Origin of the sequence: Ruminococcus flavefaciens, assembly GCF_900119075.1 — a bacterium.
Classification (GTDB): domain Bacteria; phylum Bacillota; class Clostridia; order Oscillospirales; family Ruminococcaceae; genus Ruminococcus; species Ruminococcus flavefaciens_Q.
Map to the genome: position 1 here is coordinate 113,481 of NZ_FPIP01000007.1, position 17,249 is coordinate 130,729.

Consider the following 17,249-nt stretch of genomic DNA (forward strand, 5'->3'; position numbering starts at 1 on the left):
TATATATATTTGATAAATCAAGGATAATTTAAATAGTAGGAGGAGTTCAAATGTCAGATTTCAATTATGAGGAAACACTCGAACCCGATGTAAATATTAAGGTCATCGGTGTTGGCGGCGGCGGCGGAAACGCTGTAAACTGCATGGTGGATTCGGGTGTCAATAATATAGAGTATATCGCTATAAACACAGACGCAAAGGCACTCAACAAGTCAAAGGCTACTACAAGGATACCGATCGGTGCTAAGCTCACAAAGGGCAGAGGCGCAGGAAACAAGCCTGAGATCGGTCAGCGCAGTGCCGAGGAGAACCGCGACGAGATCGAGACTCACCTCAAGGGTGCTGATATGATCTTCATCACTGCCGGTATGGGCGGCGGTACAGGTACAGGAGCTGCTCCTGTAGTTGCTAAGATCGCTAAGGAAATGGATATCCTTACTGTTGCTGTTGTTACAAAGCCTTTCCTCTTTGAGAGAGAGCAGAAAATGGCACAGGCTGAAAGAGGTATCGCTGAACTCAGAAAGTATGTTGATTCTCTTATCGTTATCCCTAACGAGAGACTTCTCGTTGGTCTCGATAAGCCCCTTACAATGCTTCAGTCATTCGCACTTTCAGATGACGTGCTCAAGACAGGTGTAAAGAGCATCTCTGATCTTATCGTAGAAGAGGGTTACATAAACCTCGACTTCGCAGACGTATCTACTATCATGAGAAACGCAGGCTATGCTCACATGGCTATCGGTCACGGTACAGGCAAGGACAAGGCAAGAGACGCTGCAAACGCAGTTATCTCCAGCCCGCTTCTCGAAACATCTATCTCGGGTGCTAAGAGACTCCTTATCAATATCGCTATGTCAGAGGATATTCTTTCTTCCGATGTTGATGCAGCTACAAAGATGATCACAGATACAGCTGCTGACGGTGTTGAGTTCATCTTCGGTACAGCATTCAAGGAAGATATGCAGGACGAGATGACTATCACAGTTATCGCTGCAGGCTTCGACGATATGGACGCTGCTAACGACGCTGCTGTTGAGGGAGCTCCTATCGAGAATCCTGAAGAGGATATCATTCCTATCGACAATCCTCTTATTGACGGACTTGGCTTCGGCGCACCAAGCGCACCTGCAAAGCCTGCTGCTTCAAATCAGGATTACGACCTTGACGACATCTTCAAGATGCTCGGCAACTAATAAAAATATGAGCGGCTCGATTGAGCCGCTTTTTTATTGGAACGTTAATATGCTATGAGCCCGAGGTTTTTCCTCGGGCTTTTACTTTTATAAAATTGCACAAATTCATATTTCGTATAGCATTTGTGTTTACAAAATGTAACTATTTACATTAATATAACGTATTAAGCTAAAGGAATTGACTGTAAATTTAACACGTAGTATATTTTAATGCATTTTTATAGTAAATTGCACTAAAATCAATCCAAATTTTCTACATTTCAATAGTTGAAATAATATAATTAATATGATATAATTTATGTAAGGCAAAATCATCAGAACCTGTATTCATGGACTGTGAAGGCTTTTTTATATGCAATATCACCAAAGCGGAACCTTCACCGAATCTGAATATGGGTTCTTATTCCTTAATTTTTTACCTCGGTATCAATCGAGGGGAATGGAGAGTACCATGAGCGAACCAACACCAACCGTATTAAGAGAAACCAAGATCGGTCAGAAGGGATTTATCAAAGAGGACGTTATTACATACCTCGATGAGCTTAATTCTAAGATAGTTGCCCTTGAGGACGAGCTTAAAGCGTCTAAGGAAAGCAGTTCATCTGCTGATCCCGAGGAGATAACTAAGTATAAAAATCAAGTTGAGAACCTTCAGGAGAAGCTCAATACCTCCAACAACGCTCTCAGAGCTGCTAAGAAGGAAAATGAAGAGCTCCAGAAAACTATCAATCAGCTCAAGGCGCAGGGCGGCGGTGCAGGGAATGCACAGGCTACTGCTGCTTTAGAGGCTGCTAAGAAGGAAATAGACGCACTCAAGGAACAGCTCAAGAATGCTGAGACTAAGGCTGCACAGGGAGCTGCTAATCCTCAGGCTAACGCACAGACAACTGCTGCTCTTGAAGCTGCCAAGAAGGAGATCGAGGATCTCAGAAACAGACTCAGAGCTGCTGAGCAGAAGGCTGCTCAGGGCGGTGCTGCCGCAGCTGCAGGCGGAGCTGCTGACGCAGAGCTTGCAAAGGCTAAGCAGGAGATCGCTAAGATCTCAGAAGAACTGGCTGTAAAGACAAAGCAGATCGCTGACATCAATGCTAAGCTCGAGGCTAAGACTCGTGAAGTAAACGACAAGAATACAGAGATATCCAAGCTCAACGACGAGATCGCTGATCTTAAGGAGAACTCTGCTCCTACATTCGATATGGGCGCACTCTTTACAGAAGCTCAGAAGAACGTTGTTCAGATCCAGAACAAGGCTAAGCAGGAGGCTGAGGCTGTTACCAAGGAGGCTAACGATAAGGCTGCTCAGGTAACTAAGGAAGCTGACGAAAAGGCTGCCCTCGTTACTAAGGAGGCTAACGACAACGCTGCTAAGGTAACCAAGGAAGCTAACGATAAGGCTGCTCAGGTAGTCAAGGATGCTAACGCAGAGGCTGAAAAGGCTGTTGCCAACGCTAACCGCGCTGCTGAGAACTGCATCAAGGAGGCTAACGATCAGGCTCGCAATACTGTAAACGAGGCTAATGCTCACGCTGATAAGGTAAACGAGATGTCCAAGACAGTCCGTGAAATGCTCCTTACAGAGATCGAGAGCATCAACAGCAAGTTCACAGATATCGCTTCTGTTCTCAATAACCTTACAAACCAGTGTTCAGGCAGAATGAACGACGCTCAGAACATCATCGGCGAAGCTCGCAAGGCTATCGACGTTCACAAGAATGAGCCTGCTGTAAAGAAGATGGATCCTCCAAAGGCTGAATTCACACCTTCAAAGGCTCCAAAGGCTGACGCTGAGACTTACGCTAAGACAGCAGCTGAGATCAAGACTCCTGATCCGTTTGCAGGCGTAGGCAACTTCAATAAGAACAATAATAACAACAACAATAACTTCAACAACAACAATAATAATAACAATAACAACAAGCCTGCACAGAACAACAACGTTCAGAACGCTGCTCAGAATCAGCAGAACAAGCCTCCGCAGGGCAACAAGAGCGCTAACTTCAACTTTGATATGGCTGAGCTCTTAAAGGCTGCTGAGGAAGAGGCTGCTAAGGAATCAGAATAATCAATAACCGTTATTTCCTGTTCCCTCGGGATATTCCCGAGGGACGGGGATAATATCGACTTGTATGGGAAATGCAGATTGTTGGGTGGATATCTTGCTTGATTTGGATTTCAATTTGAATGAATTGAACAGCAAAACAGATGAAGAGCTGGCTGTGCTCGGTAAGACCGATAAATCAGCGTCGGCTGTTCTCATCTCGCGCTTTTCTAAGCTTATTTTTATTAAATCGGAAATTTATGCAAACTCAGAGACCGACAGCGATGACCTGTATCAGGAGGGCATGATAAGCCTTTTAAAGGCTATTGAAGCTTTCAATCCCAAAAAAGGCGTTAAGTTCTCGACCTTTGCCGAGGTCTGTATCGTCAATCGTATGAGAACTGTGTCTAAAAAATCGGTCAGGGACTTCTCCTTTGCCGAAAGGATAGACGACGAAGAAGCAGCTGATGTGCTGTCAGATGAGGAAACTCCCGAAAGCATTTATTTTTACAAAGAATTTTTTTCCGAGCTGTGGAAGGACATCTGCTCGGTGCTTTCTCTTACGGAGCTCAATGTGCTTACCCTCTGTGTGCAGGGAATGAGCTACAGAGACGCCGCTGAAAAGCTGGAGATGACAGAGAAATCTGTTGATAATGCCATGCAGCGTGCAAGAAGAAAAATACGTGCGCTCATGCATGATACAAATTGAAATATGACCGTGTAGCTCAACCCAGAAGAGCGTTGTTTTACAAAGATGTGGGTGTAAATCCAACCGTGGTCGAAAATAATTAAGCGAGGTATTGTACTATGTACGAAGACAAGACATTAGTTTGCAAGGAGTGCGGAAACGAGTTCATTTTCTCCGCAGGCGAACAGGAATTTTATGCAGAGAAAGGCTTCGTTAACGAGCCCCAGAGATGCAAATCATGTCGTGACGCAAGAAAGAACGCAGGCAAGGCTGAGCGCACGATGTACACAGCAGTTTGCGCTTCATGCGGCGGCGAAGCAAAGGTTCCTTTTGAGCCAAAGGAAGGCCGCGCTGTTTATTGCAGCGATTGCTTTGCCAAGATGAACGAGGCATAATTAATGAGACCGAAAGCACAGTCGGAAACGGCTGTGCTTGGTTTTGTTTATGCGTACTGCTCGGCAGTGCGCTATTTTAATGATAATGAGGTACAATAATGCTTGATAACAGACTGAGAAAAATTGCCGAGCTGGTAAGCGGCGAGGGTATCGCCTGCGATGTGGGAACTGACCACGCTTATCTTGCGGCTGAGCTCATAAACAGCGGAAAATGCAGCAAGGTCATCGCCTCCGACGTGAAAGAGGGACCTCTTGACGCTGCAAGGAATACCGTGGAAAGGTACGGCATACAGGATAAGGTGGAGCTTGTGCTCTCCGACGGACTTGAAAATGTTGACCTCAGCGGCGTGACCGATGTTGTAATCGCAGGTATGGGCGGTGAGACCATTGCCGAGATAATCGGTAATTCCACAGCTGACAAGCCCGATGATATGAGGTTTATCCTACAGCCTATGACAAAGTCGGAGCTGCTCAGAAAAAAGCTCTATGAATATCAGTACGAGATCACGGCGGAGTACGCTGTTGAGGAAAAGGACAAGATATATGTCATTATGGTCGCCGAGAAGTCGTCGGAGTGGGCTAAGCTTACCGAGAGCGAGGCACTGTACGGCTTCTTTGACGACAATGACGAAACAGCAAAGAAATACCGCCGCCGTGAAGCTGAAAGGCTCGCAAAGGTAAGCGACTCTCTCAAAAAGGCAGGAGATGCGAATGGGGCAGGGCACTATTCCGCACTTTCGCAAAAAATGGAGAGTGGCGCTGATATCGCAGAGATATCGGAAATATACCGCTTCCTTGACGGCATTTATCCCTTCGGAGCACAGGAAAAGTGGGATAACTCGGGACTTCTTGTGGAGAATTACGATATGAAGTGCAGCAAGGTGCTGCTGTCTCTGGATATCACCAATAAGGCTATAAACGAAGCCTTTGAAAAGGGTGCGGAGCTTATCATTTCCCACCACCCTGTTATATTTGAGCCGAGAAAGAGCATCACTCGGAATGATCCTGTTTTCAGGCTTATCGAGTGCGGTATAGCCGCTGTATGTATGCATACGAATCTCGATATTGCGGCAGGCGGCACAAACGGCGTTATACTGCAAAAGCTAACCGAAAAGCTTGACATTGCAGGCGAGCCTGAGCCCTTTGAGGAGCTTGGCGGCGATAATTCGCTGGGCTGGATAATAGAGCTCAATGAAGAGATAGAGACGAAAAAGCTGGCTGAGCTCTGCAAGTGCATATTCGGCTGCGAGTACGTCCGCACAAGCAAAAGAGTGAGAAGAATAAAAAAGCTTGCTTTCTGCTCGGGTTCGGGCGGCTCTATGCTGGGACTTGCGGCTGAAAAGGGCTGCGACGCCCTCATAACAGGCGACGTGAAGCACGACGTATGGATAGACGCCAATAACCTTGATATAGCGGTTCTGGACTGCGGACACTTCCACACCGAGAACCTTGTGCTCTGGGAGCTCCGCCGTGTACTGGAGGAGAGATTCCCAAGACTTGATATCGAGATAGCCGAGAGCTCTGCCGATCCCTGCGAGTATGTCTGAGGTGAGAACATGAGTGTATTTATATGTCCCGTATGCGGTGAAAAGCTGGAAATTACGGGAAATACATATCTGTGCTCAAAGGGGCACAGCTTCGACAGGGCAAAGAGCGGCTATGTGAATCTGCTTCTCTCTAAGCATATCGGCAAGACTGTTCACGGCGACAACAAGCTCATGGTGCAGGCGAGGAGAAGCTTTCTCGACAAGGGCTACTACGTGCCCCTGTGTGACGCGCTGTGTGAAGCTGTGATAAAGAACATAAATGGACAGACTATTCTTGACGCAGGCTGCGGTGAGGGATATTACACCTCCGCAATAATTGGTAAGCTTGAAGCTGAAAATAAGGCGGCTCAGGTCTGCGGGATAGATATCTCAAAGGCTGCTGTGGAGTACTCTGCAAAGCGCTGCAAGTCCGCAGAGCTTGCCGTTGCAAGCGTTTTCCACATACCCGTGGCTGAAAGCTCCTGCGATATGCTGGTGACTCTTTTTGCGCCCTACTGCGGCGAGGAGTTCATTCGCGTGCTGAAAAAAGACGGCGTAATGATAATGGCTATACCCTCCGCAGACCACCTGTGGGAGCTGAAAAAGGCGATATATGATACTCCCTACAAGAACGAGGTGAAGCCCTACGAGCTGGAGGGCTTCGGGCTAATTGAGAAGAAGCATATCAAATATGACATGGAGCTCGATTCGCAGGAGGATATCGACGCGCTGTTCTCCATGACTCCCTACTATTACAGGACAGGCAGGGAACAGCAGGAGCGCCTTGCAGGCTTAGGACAGCTTACCACAACGGCTGACTTTGAGCTCCTTGTATATCGCAAATTTTGATTAGCAATATTTCGCGCAAAAAGCTATAATATAATTGTAATGAACGGCTTTTGTGCGGAGCAATAAGAACGCAGCGATGCTCAGGCTTCTGCGTTCATTTTTATGTAAAGGAATGATTCTATGGCTCTGGACGGAGCTTTCTTATATGCTGTAAAAAGCGAGCTCATGCCTCTTATCGGCGGCAGAGTGGAGAAGATACATCAGCCCTCCCGTGAGGAGGTCATCATCTCCATACGCACCCGAAGCGGCAGCAAAAAGCTTTATATCTCGGCAAATGCAGGCAGTGCGAGAGTCCACATAACAGAGAATAATGTGGACAATCCCCAGACGCCGCCTATGTTCTGTATGCTGCTGCGAAAGAGACTTGGCAGCGGCAAGCTCATCGACATCAGGCAGGACGGCTTGGAGCGCATACTCTTTCTTGACTTTGAGTGTGTAAACGAGCTTGGTGATATCGTGACCATAACTCTTGCCTGCGAGATAATGGGACGGTGTTCAAACCTCATTATCATAAACAGCGAGGGAAAGGTCATCGACAGTATCAAGCGCGTAGACGAGGATATGTCCCGTGAGCGACTGGTGCTCCCGGGCATGAAGTACACACTTCCGCCGAGAGATGACAGACTGAATTTCCTCACGGCTGAGCCCGAGGAAATTGTTTCAAGACTGAAAAACACTGAGCCTAAGGAGCTTTCAAAGGCTCTGATACGCATTTTCGAGGGAATCTCCCCCATACTTGCAAGAGAATGGGCGTTTTTTGCGGGCAGGGGAGCACACATCGAAACTGACACCATAACAGCTGACCAGCAGGACAGACTTCTCTTTGCTGTTAAGCGCACACGCCAGCAGCTTCAGAGCGGCGAGTGCTGTTTCTCGGCGGTCAGCGACAAGGAAGGACAGCTAAAGGACTTCTCATTCATTCGGCTTTCGCAGTTCGGCACCCTCATGTACACCAAGGAGCTGGGCAGCGCTTCGGAGCTTCTGGACTATTTCTACTCCGAGCGTGACCGTGCAGCCCGTACAAAGCAGCGTGCCAACGACCTGTTCAAGCTGCTTATGAACCTCACAGACCGTACTTCAAGACGTATCGCTGCGCAGCGGGACGAGCTGGCAGCCTGCGCCGACAAGGAGCACGCAAAGCTGTGCGGAGACCTTATCTCGGCTAATATGTACCGTATTCAGAAGGGCGACAGCTCAGTTACCGTAGAGAACTTCTACGACGAAAGCTGTCCGCAGGTGACTATTTCTCTGGACGTGAGAAAGACTCCTGCACAGAATGCGCAGCATTACTACAGCGAGTACAAGAAATCCGTTACCGCAGAGGAAAAGCTTGCAGAGCAGATAAGCAAAGGCGAGGAGGAGCTGCAATACCTTGAAAGCGTCTTCGACGCGCTGACAAGAGCTTCTTCCGAGAACGACATAATACAGCTCCGACTGGAGCTGAAGGAGCAGGGCTATGTCCGCTATGCAGGCGGCAAGGCTAAGCCTCCCAAGGCACTGCCTCCTGTGGAATACAAGTCAAGCGACGGTTTTTCCATACTGGTGGGCAGAAACAACAAGCAAAACGACCAGCTGAGTCTGAAATTTGCCGAAAAAACAGATATATGGCTCCATACTCAGCTCATTACAGGCTCTCACGTACTGATACTCACAGACGGCGAGACGCCGCCCGAAAGAACTATAGAAGAGGCGGCAGTCATAGCGGCTGTGAACAGCAAGGGCAGGGATTCGGGACTTGTGCCCGTTGACCATTGTCTTGCAAGATACGTCAAGAAGCCTGCAGGCGCAAAGCCGGGAAAGGTCATATTCACAAACTACAAGACCATATTTGTCAAGCCCGATACCGAGCTTGAACAGAGATTGAAGGTGTGATATGAACAAACGGCTCGACGCGGAATTCTTCCACAGGGACGTGCTGGAGGCGGCACCTGACCTTGTGGGAAAGATACTTGTCCATAAGCTTCCCGACGGCACCGAGCTCCGCGAGCGTATCGCAGAGACAGAAGCCTACAGAGGCGAGGAGGACAAGGGCTGCCACGCTGCAAGGGGCAGAACAAAACGCACAGAGCTCCTCTACGGAGAGAGCGGCGTTATTTACGTGTACCTGTGTTACGGTATGCACTGGCTGATGAACGTCATTACAGGCGAAAATGACCAGCCGCAGGGATTACTTATTCGGGCAGGAAAAAAATATAACGGACCTGCCAAACTAACAAAAAATATGAAAGTCGACGGAAGCTTCAACGGTGTTTCCCTCAGAGATAATGAGGAAATATGGTTTGAGGACGACGGATACCGCCCTAAGATAAGGACTGCTCCGCGTGTAGGCATAGATTACGCAGGAGAGTACTGGAAAGATATAGAGTGGCGGTTTATAGACGACGGGGAGTTGATACTGTGAACATACGCTGTATAGGCTGTAATTCTATTTATGACAGCAGCTCTGTATTTCGCAGAGCCGCGGCTAAGGAGTATATGCTCATGCTTATGCACAGCCGCTGTAGGTTTGACATCAACGGGCTTACTATGAGGACGCCCGCAGACACACTTATCGTACTGGACGGAAGATATCCTGTGGTTTACTCCGCCGAGGAAAGCCCTCTCGTTTGCGATTGGGTATGCTTCGACGCTGAGGACGAGCAGGAATTTATGGATTCGCTTGATCTTATGTATAACCGCCCTCTTAACGCTGTGGATACGGAGTTTGTTTCCCAGCTTATAAGAAATGTAGCCAATGAGTTCTATTCACTTGAATCGCGCAGACTCAAAATGCTGGACAGCCTCATGAGGATACTTCTTGTAAAGGTCGGAGAGACCACGGTGCACAGAGAGGCGCCTGTACAGACTGCCGAGCCCCATTACGGGCTGCTGGTTGAGCTGCGCGAAAAGATCTACAGAAATCCGCAGATGAAATGGAATGTGGACGCAATGGCGGCATATGTGAATATGTCACGTTCATATTTCCAGCACCTTTACCGCGAGACTTTCGGTGTTTCATGTATCGCCGATGTGATAAGCGGCAAAATAGAAAAAGCAAAAGAGATACTCAGTGAAACAGGCTGCACCGTTTCTCAGGTGGCTGCAATGTGCGGCTACGACAATGAGGAGCACTTTATGCGGCAGTTTAAAAAAGTAGTGGGAATAACCCCCACTAAGTACAGAAAACAGGCATAATCGGATGATATTTTTCATTTATTGCTTACACTGTTCAATTATTGCTCGATTTGCGCTTTTTTAAGGTTGTTTATTAATACTAAATTCATAAAGTTTAAGATGTGATAGACAAGTGAACGGTTTTTCAGATATTTTCCACATATGATTTTGTGCAACTTTTTAGAGCTGATTTTGCTCTTGTTTCCGAAAAATGGCGCAATATAGCCAAATATAGAAGTTATAATATTTAATTTAGTGATAAATCAAAAAATGGTTATTTTTTGGGAAAATTAAGACTATTTTAAGAAAAGGCTCCTATAATATAATCAAAAGATACGAAAGGAGTGTGAGCTCCGAGCAGTTAGGTACTGCTGCGGAGGCGATTATGGCTATTAATACATTCGCTCGCAAAGAGATAAAGTTTCTCCTTAATATGGATCAGTATCACGGGCTTATGGAGGTCATATCCGAGTATATGAATCCGGATAAGTTCTGTATTGGCGGCAAGGAATACGGCATCTACAATATTTACTACGATACACCCGACGATTACCTCATCAGAGAATCACTCTCCAAGCCTTACTATAAAGAAAAGATAAGGCTGCGCAGTTATTATTCACCTGCTGCGCCCGACGATACGGTCTTTCTCGAGATCAAGAAGAAGATAGGCGGTATCGTTACCAAGAGAAGAGTTTCTATGACGCTGGAGGAATCCGACGCATATTTCCGTGACCGCTCAAAGCCTGAATTTACCAAGTATATCACAGGGCAGGTATTCAGAGAGCTCGATGTCTTCCTTGACAGCTATCCTATAGCTCCAAAGCAGTACATCAGCTACCAGAGAGAAGCATTCTTTGGTAAGGAAGATCACGATTTCCGCCTTACATTTGACAGAAAGATCACCGAGCGCAGATATGACCTCGGATTAAACTACGAAAGCTACGGCAACTACATAATAGGCGCAGACCAGAGACTTATGGAAGTAAAGGTATCAAATGCGATCCCTGATTGGCTTGTAAAGAAGCTTTCGGAGCTTCAGATCTACAAGACAAGTTTCTCAAAGTACGGCAGGGCATACCAGAATTTTGTAAAGAGTCAGCTTGAGGACGCTCAGCAGACCGACGGTCACAGACGTATTTACATTTCGGGTATTTCTATGATAAAAAATAATGTTTTGATGAACAGGAGCGTTTGATTTTTATGTTTGAACACGGTTTTTTTGGAAATGTACTTTCAAAGTACTATGAGTCTGATTCGATAATCAACAGCAGCGATTCGGCTCTTGGCACTATCAAGCCCGGAGAATTCTTCCTCTGCGTTGGTGCGGCACTCTTGATAGGATTCCTTATCAGTCTTATCTACATCGTTACTCACAGAAAGGAAGGCTACTCTCAGAGCTATGTTCTCACAATGATCATGCTTCCTACTATAGTATCGCTTATCCTTTTACTTATCAATACCACAGCAGGTGCTCTCAGCCTTGCAGGTGCATTCACACTTGTCAGGTTTCGAAGCGTTGCGGGCGATCCGAAGGACATAGCCTATATATTCTTTGCAATGGCAGCAGGTGTTGCCTGCGGTATCGGCTACCTCGGATTTGCTATCGTATTCTTTGTTATCCTCGGCATTGTAATGTTTATCCTCAGTGAGACAGACTTCGGCGGCTGCAAGAAGAGACACATGACTCTCAAGATAGCTATCCCCGAGAACCTCGATTATCAGGGCGTTTTCGAGCCTGTACTTGCAAGATATACTACTTTCCACAAGCTCAGAAGAGTTAAGACAACTAACTTCGGTACTCTCTTTGAGCTCATCTACAGCGTTGATGTTCTTGATAACATCGACCAGAAGAAATTCGTTGACGAGCTCCGCGCACTCAACGGCAATATGACTATCAATCTTGTCTTCTTCAAGTATGACGACAAGATCTATGAAAACTAATAAACAGACTAAATACTATAGAAAACCCTCTCCTACGTTTGCCAGACTTAATAACCTTTATTGAGTCTGGCAAATTTTTATATCAGGGGGCTTCTAAAGGGGAAAAGGAGAAATTATTATGAAGTATTCAAGACTTTTGGCAGCAGCTGTAGCAGTAACAATGATATTCAGCGGCTATTCCTGCGGAAAGGACGACAATAAAGCATCGTCTGACGTCAACGACAGCACTGTTTCAGACAGCGCAGAGACTACCGAAAAGAAGAGCGCGAAGGACTCGAAATCATCGAAAACCGACAAAAAAGACGGCGAAAAAACAACTACCGACAAGAAAGACGAGAAATCCGACAAGAAGACTACCACAACAAAGGCAGGGGAGAAGAAGTCAGATACGACTACAACTGCCAAGAAAGACAGCTCCGACAAGGGCGGAAACAACTCAGGCGGCGGTTCTTCAAATAATAACGATAATAACAACTCCTCACAGGGCGGCTCCAATAACGAGAGCGGCGGCTCAGGCGAGGAGGTAAAGGAATATACCGCGGAGATAACTCTCGGCAGTACTCCAAAGGCAACAGGCAGCAACGTCAAGGTTGACGGCGGCGTTGTGACTATCACAGCAGGAGGAGACTATCTCTTCACAGGAAATATGGATAACGGACAGATACGTGTTAATACGGGCGCTTCCGAGGACAAGGTAACAGTAGTCCTCAACGGCGTCAATATCTCCAATTCAAGCGCTCCTGCTATCTTCATAGAGGAGGCTAAGCGCTGCACCATAAAGCCAAAGGAGGGCTCTGTGAACCACGTCAGCAGCGGTGTTGAGAAAAAGGGTGTACAGGATACGGGAGCTATATTCTCCAACGATACCGTAAGACTCAAGGGCAACGGCGAGCTTAACGTTACAGCTACAGCTTCTCACGGTATCAACGCAGACGACGATGTTATCATCGAAAGCGGTACATATAATATTGATTCCAGAAAGTCAGGTATCATCGCAAACGATGATATTACAATAAACGAGGGCAGACTTAATATCAAGGGCGGCACAAACGGTCTCAAATCCAAGGGTACTATCAATATAAACGGCGGCTACAGCGTTGTTTCGGGCGGTACCAAGGAGGAGAAGAGCTCTATCTACGCAGGCAGCACTTTCAGTTACACAGGCGGCTATCTCTATGCCGCAGGCAACAAGGTCTCTGTGCCCACATACAGCGAGACACCGTATATCGTGGCAGATCTGGGCGAAACAGTTGGCGCAGGCAGCTCTGTGGAGTTCTTCCTTAACGGAAACAGCATGATAACCATGAATCCACATAACGATTTCCGCTGTGTGATGATGCTTGCTCCTGAGGTAAGCGGCGGCAGCAGTTTTGCTGTATCATTTAACGGAAACAGGAGTCAGGATTTCAGCGTTTCAGACGGTGAAAATCAGTTCTCGTTAAAATAAAAAAATGATACTTGATATGCTTGCTTTGTGTAAAGCAGTTAATGAGTGTCAAAGCTGAAATGGAAAAGTCAAAAATAAACTAAAAGTTAATAAGTAATATCCTAAAACATATTCACAAAAAATTAACTGCAAAAAATACAAAAATTCAAGCAAAAGTACACTAAAGTATATTTTAGTGTACTTTTCTTTATTGTAAAGAACGCAGATTTGCAATATAATAATATCAGCAAATGAAGATTATTGGTATTCAATATCAAGTACCCTCCCCTCTCATGTGCTTGATATTGTGTATTAGTTCACTTGCACGCCATAGAAATAGTTTTGTCAAGTAATAAAACTAACCCCTTTCATTTGTAATTTTTTCATGTTTTCTATTCTCAATAACTTTTTTTAACTTATTAATCTATGGCTCGACCTACAGTGCTAAGCGATGAAAATCGTTTGGGTCGAATTCTCCGCTCCTTGTGAGCGGACTTTTTTTACTCTGTGAAATTTGCGTGAAAGATTATATAATCTGCTTGACAAATTCTATAATCTGTGCTATTATCTATATAACAACAGAAGGGAAGTGATGTACCCGTGAAAAAAAGCGTTTACAGTCTCGTTCTTATGGACGACGTTATAAAAGCCGTAGACCAGCAGGCGTACCGACTGGGGACGAGCCGCTCCAATCTCATAAATCAGATACTTGCCGAGCATTTATCCTGCGTGACTCCCGAAATGCGTATGAGGGAGATATTCGGTCAGGTGGCTGAGCTGGTCAGCAGCAGCTTCTGTGTGCAGGAGCAGCGGTCGCCGTCGCTGATGACGGTTCGGACGGCTCTTGAATACAAATACCGACCTACCATTAATTATAAGGTTGAGCTTGAACGTGCTCCTGTGGAGTATCTCGGTACTCTGCGAGTGAGTATCAGGACTCAGAGTGCGGCTCTCATAGATATGTTCCACAGCTTCTTTGCCTACAGGGCAAAGCTGGAAAATGCCTATCTGTCGCGGCTTGGCGTGGACAGCTACAGCTGTGAGATAGGTGAGGGCAGCTTTGCAAGAAAGCTTATAAATACCCGTACTCTTGATCCGGATCAGGCAGGTGCCGCAATTGGCGAGTACATCAAGGACCTTGACCGCGCCGTTAAGACATATTTTGCCGCACCTAAGGAGTTCGGTGAAAGCGCCCCCTTATTGGAGAAAAACTACCGCTTATTGCTTGAAAAGTACATTATTTAGTACAGATGTCAACAGTAATCAATTAGTATCGAAAGGAGAATAAATATGAATGCTGAAAAATTAACTCAGAAGTCCATTGACGCCGTTAGAAAGGCTCAGAGCATAGCCGTTATGAAGTCAAATTCCGTCATTGAGCCCATACATCTCCTTGCAGGACTTGTTCGGCAGGAGAACGGTCTTATCCCTCAGCTTCTGAAAAAAATGAATATAGACGAGGATATCTTCGACGGTGAGATAGAGAAGAAGATAGATACTCTCCCAAAGGTCACGGGAAGCGGCAGAAGCAGTAATCTCGGTATCTCTGCGGAGTGTGACCGTGTTCTCACAGCCGCCGAGAGTATCGCTTCAAATATGAAGGACGAGTACGTTTCTGTGGAGCACCTCATGCTTTCGCTCATTGACAGCAAGGACAGGGACGTTTCACAGCTTCTTACAACCTTTAATATCACTAAGGACTCGTTTCTCAGCGCTCTTATGTCCGTCAGAGGAAATACCAGAGTCACCAATGAGAACCCCGAGGACACCTATGACGTCCTCACAAAATACGGTCAGGAGCTTGTCGGGCTTGCCCGCAGAAACAAGCTCGATCCCGTTATCGGACGTGACAGCGAGATACGAAACGTTATCCGCATACTGTCAAGAAAAACGAAAAACAACCCTGTGCTCATCGGTGAGCCTGGCGTCGGAAAAACTGCCATTGCTGAGGGACTTGCCCTGCGTATCGTGGCAGGAGACGTTCCCGACAGCCTTAAAGACCGCAAGGTCTTCTCACTTGATATGGGAGCTCTCGTCGCAGGAGCAAAGTACCGCGGCGAGTTCGAGGAGCGTCTGAAAGCTGTCCTCAATGAGATAAAGAACAGCAACGGTCAGATACTTCTGTTTATTGATGAGCTTCACACTATCGTAGGCGCAGGCAAGACCGACGGCGCTATGGACGCAGGCAACCTCTTAAAGCCTATGCTGGCAAGAGGTGAGCTCCACTGCATCGGCGCTACAACACTCAACGAGTACCGCCAGTACATCGAGAAGGATCCTGCCCTCGAAAGACGTTTCCAGCCTGTTATGGTTGACGAGCCAAGCGTTGAGGACACTATTTCTATCCTCCGTGGTCTGAAAGAGCGCTATGAGGTATTCCACGGCGTTAAGATAAGCGATAATGCGCTTATTTCTGCGGCTGTGCTGTCCAACAGATACATCACCGACAGATTCCTCCCCGACAAGGCTATCGACCTTATAGACGAAGCCTGCGCAACTATTCGTACCGAAATGGACTCCATGCCTACTGAGCTGGACGTTATCTCCCGTAAGATAGTTCAGCTTGAAATTGAAGAAGCCGCCCTCAAAAAGGAAAGCGACAATATCTCACAGGAGCACCTTGAAGAGATACAGAAAGAGCTTGCAGAGCTTCGTGAGAAGTTCAAGGGCATGAAGGCAAAGTGGGAGAACGAAAAGAACGATATCTCCGCTGTTCAGAAGCTCCGTGAGGAGATTGAGCGCACAGGCGGCGAAATAGAAAAGGCAGAGCGTGAGTACGACCTTAACAAGGCGGCAGAACTGAAATACGGCAAGCTCCCACAGCTTCAGAAAGAGCTGGAGGAGCTTGAAAAGCAGGCTGAGCACGATGTTGAAAACGGCAGACTGCTCCGTGACAAGGTAACTGAGGACGAAATTGCAAAGATAGTATGCCGCTGGACAGGTATCCCTGTTTCAAAGCTCATGGAGGGCGAAAAGGAGAAGATACTCGGTCTGGAGGGACTGCTCCACAAGAGAGTCATCGGACAGGACGAAGCGGTCACAAAGGTCAGCGAAGCTATACTCCGTTCAAGAGCAGGCATACAGGCTCCCGACAGACCTATCGGCTCGTTCCTCTTCCTCGGACCTACAGGTGTGGGCAAGACCGAGCTTGCAAAGGCACTTTCCGAGATACTTTTTGACGACGAGAGAAATATTATCCGTATCGACATGAGCGAATACATGGAGAAATTCAGCGTAAGCCGTCTCATCGGAGCGCCTCCAGGATACGTTGGCTATGACGAGGGCGGTCAGCTCACAGAAGCAGTCCGCAGAAAGCCTTATTCGGTAGTTCTATTTGACGAGATAGAAAAGGCTCACCCCGATGTGTTCAATATACTGCTGCAAGTTCTTGATGACGGACGTATCACCGATTCACAGGGCAGAACAGTGGATTTCAAGAACACTATCATTATCCTGACTTCTAACCTCGGTTCACCGTATATCCTTGACGGTATCGGCGAAAACGGCGAGATAACCGACGAGGCAAGAGCACAGGTGGAGGGACTGCTGAAAACGCAGTTCAGACCTGAGTTCCTCAACCGTCTTGACGAGATAATCTTCTACAAGCCGCTGGCTAAGACTGAGATAATCAAGATAGTTGACCTTATGCTGGCTGACCTGCAAAAGCGTCTTGACGACAAGCATATCCGCATAAACGTCAGTGAAGCGGCTAAGAACTACATCGTTGACTGCGGCTATGATCCGAACTTCGGCGCAAGACCGCTGAGAAGATTTATCCAGCGCAACGTGGAGACTCTGGCGGCAAAGCGTATCATAGGCGGTAATCTGGCAGCAGGTGACGTCATTGATATCGACCTCGACGCAAACGGCAAGCTTGTTGCAACATGATAAAAAAGCTCCCGAGAGCAATTCGCTTTCGGGAGCTTTTGTTTGTATGCTGAATCCATGAACGGGATTCCAAAGGGACTGTGTTCCTTTGGCAGAGTCCAGAGGCAGCGCCTCTGGTGGGGTGTGGGGCAAAGCCCCGCAGTTACGAAGCG

At 47.0% G+C, this 17,249-nt stretch carries 14 protein-coding genes; all 14 read left to right on the forward strand.

Annotated features, from left to right (window positions below; translation table 11 throughout):
- Positions 1 to 50: 50 nt before the first annotated feature.
- Positions 51 to 1,193 carry a cell division protein FtsZ gene (ftsZ, locus tag BT105_RS10805; protein WP_072300755.1) on the forward strand — a complete coding sequence of 381 codons (1,143 nt, stop codon included), beginning with the start codon at positions 51 to 53 and terminating at the stop codon, positions 1,191 to 1,193.
- Between the two features lie 451 nt (positions 1,194 to 1,644).
- Complete coding sequence (locus BT105_RS10810) at positions 1,645 to 3,255, forward strand: coiled-coil domain-containing protein (protein ID WP_072300756.1); 1,611 nt, start codon at positions 1,645 to 1,647, stop codon at positions 3,253 to 3,255.
- 124 nt (positions 3,256 to 3,379) lie between these two features.
- The gene (locus BT105_RS10815) at positions 3,380 to 3,940 is read left to right on the forward strand and encodes a sigma-70 family RNA polymerase sigma factor (RefSeq protein WP_242940124.1); all 561 of its coding nucleotides are present in this window, start codon (positions 3,380 to 3,382) and stop codon (positions 3,938 to 3,940) included.
- Between the two features lie 98 nt (positions 3,941 to 4,038).
- Positions 4,039 to 4,314: a zinc-ribbon domain containing protein gene (locus BT105_RS10820; RefSeq protein WP_028515869.1), complete on the forward strand. Its 276-nt coding sequence runs from the start codon at positions 4,039 to 4,041 to the stop codon at positions 4,312 to 4,314.
- A 98-nt stretch (positions 4,315 to 4,412) separates the two neighbouring features.
- On the forward strand, positions 4,413 to 5,861 hold the full coding sequence (locus BT105_RS14700; protein ID WP_081367869.1) for a Nif3-like dinuclear metal center hexameric protein: 1,449 nt from the start codon (positions 4,413 to 4,415) through the stop codon (positions 5,859 to 5,861).
- A 9-nt stretch (positions 5,862 to 5,870) separates the two neighbouring features.
- Positions 5,871 to 6,689 (forward strand): putative RNA methyltransferase, encoded by an 819-nt coding sequence (locus tag BT105_RS10835; RefSeq protein WP_072300757.1) that lies wholly within the window; start codon positions 5,871 to 5,873, stop codon positions 6,687 to 6,689.
- Between the two features lie 120 nt (positions 6,690 to 6,809).
- Complete coding sequence (locus BT105_RS10840; protein ID WP_072300758.1) at positions 6,810 to 8,561, forward strand: Rqc2 family fibronectin-binding protein; 1,752 nt, start codon at positions 6,810 to 6,812, stop codon at positions 8,559 to 8,561.
- A 1-nt stretch (position 8,562) separates the two neighbouring features.
- Positions 8,563 to 9,090: a DNA-3-methyladenine glycosylase gene (locus BT105_RS10845; protein ID WP_072300759.1), complete on the forward strand. Its 528-nt coding sequence runs from the start codon at positions 8,563 to 8,565 to the stop codon at positions 9,088 to 9,090.
- On the forward strand, positions 9,087 to 9,863 hold the full coding sequence (locus BT105_RS10850; RefSeq protein WP_072300760.1) for a helix-turn-helix domain-containing protein: 777 nt from the start codon (positions 9,087 to 9,089) through the stop codon (positions 9,861 to 9,863). Before BT105_RS10845 ends, BT105_RS10850 begins: the two co-directional genes overlap by 4 nt.
- A 364-nt stretch (positions 9,864 to 10,227) precedes the next feature.
- Positions 10,228 to 11,037 (forward strand): polyphosphate polymerase domain-containing protein, encoded by an 810-nt coding sequence (locus tag BT105_RS10855; protein ID WP_072300761.1) that lies wholly within the window; start codon positions 10,228 to 10,230, stop codon positions 11,035 to 11,037.
- Between the two features lie 5 nt (positions 11,038 to 11,042).
- Entirely contained in the window at positions 11,043 to 11,783 is a 741-nt protein-coding gene (locus tag BT105_RS10860; RefSeq protein WP_028515876.1) for a DUF4956 domain-containing protein, read from the forward strand.
- A 118-nt stretch (positions 11,784 to 11,901) separates the two neighbouring features.
- Positions 11,902 to 13,230 carry a carbohydrate-binding domain-containing protein gene (locus tag BT105_RS10865; RefSeq protein ID WP_072300762.1) on the forward strand — a complete coding sequence of 443 codons (1,329 nt, stop codon included), beginning with the start codon at positions 11,902 to 11,904 and terminating at the stop codon, positions 13,228 to 13,230.
- A gap of 579 nt (positions 13,231 to 13,809) precedes the next feature.
- Positions 13,810 to 14,454: a hypothetical protein gene (locus BT105_RS10870; protein ID WP_072300763.1), complete on the forward strand. Its 645-nt coding sequence runs from the start codon at positions 13,810 to 13,812 to the stop codon at positions 14,452 to 14,454.
- Between the two features lie 45 nt (positions 14,455 to 14,499).
- Positions 14,500 to 17,097, forward strand: a complete 2,598-nt coding sequence (clpB, locus tag BT105_RS10875; RefSeq protein ID WP_072300764.1) for an ATP-dependent chaperone ClpB — start codon at positions 14,500 to 14,502, stop codon at positions 17,095 to 17,097.
- The last annotated feature ends 152 nt before the right edge of the window (positions 17,098 to 17,249 follow it).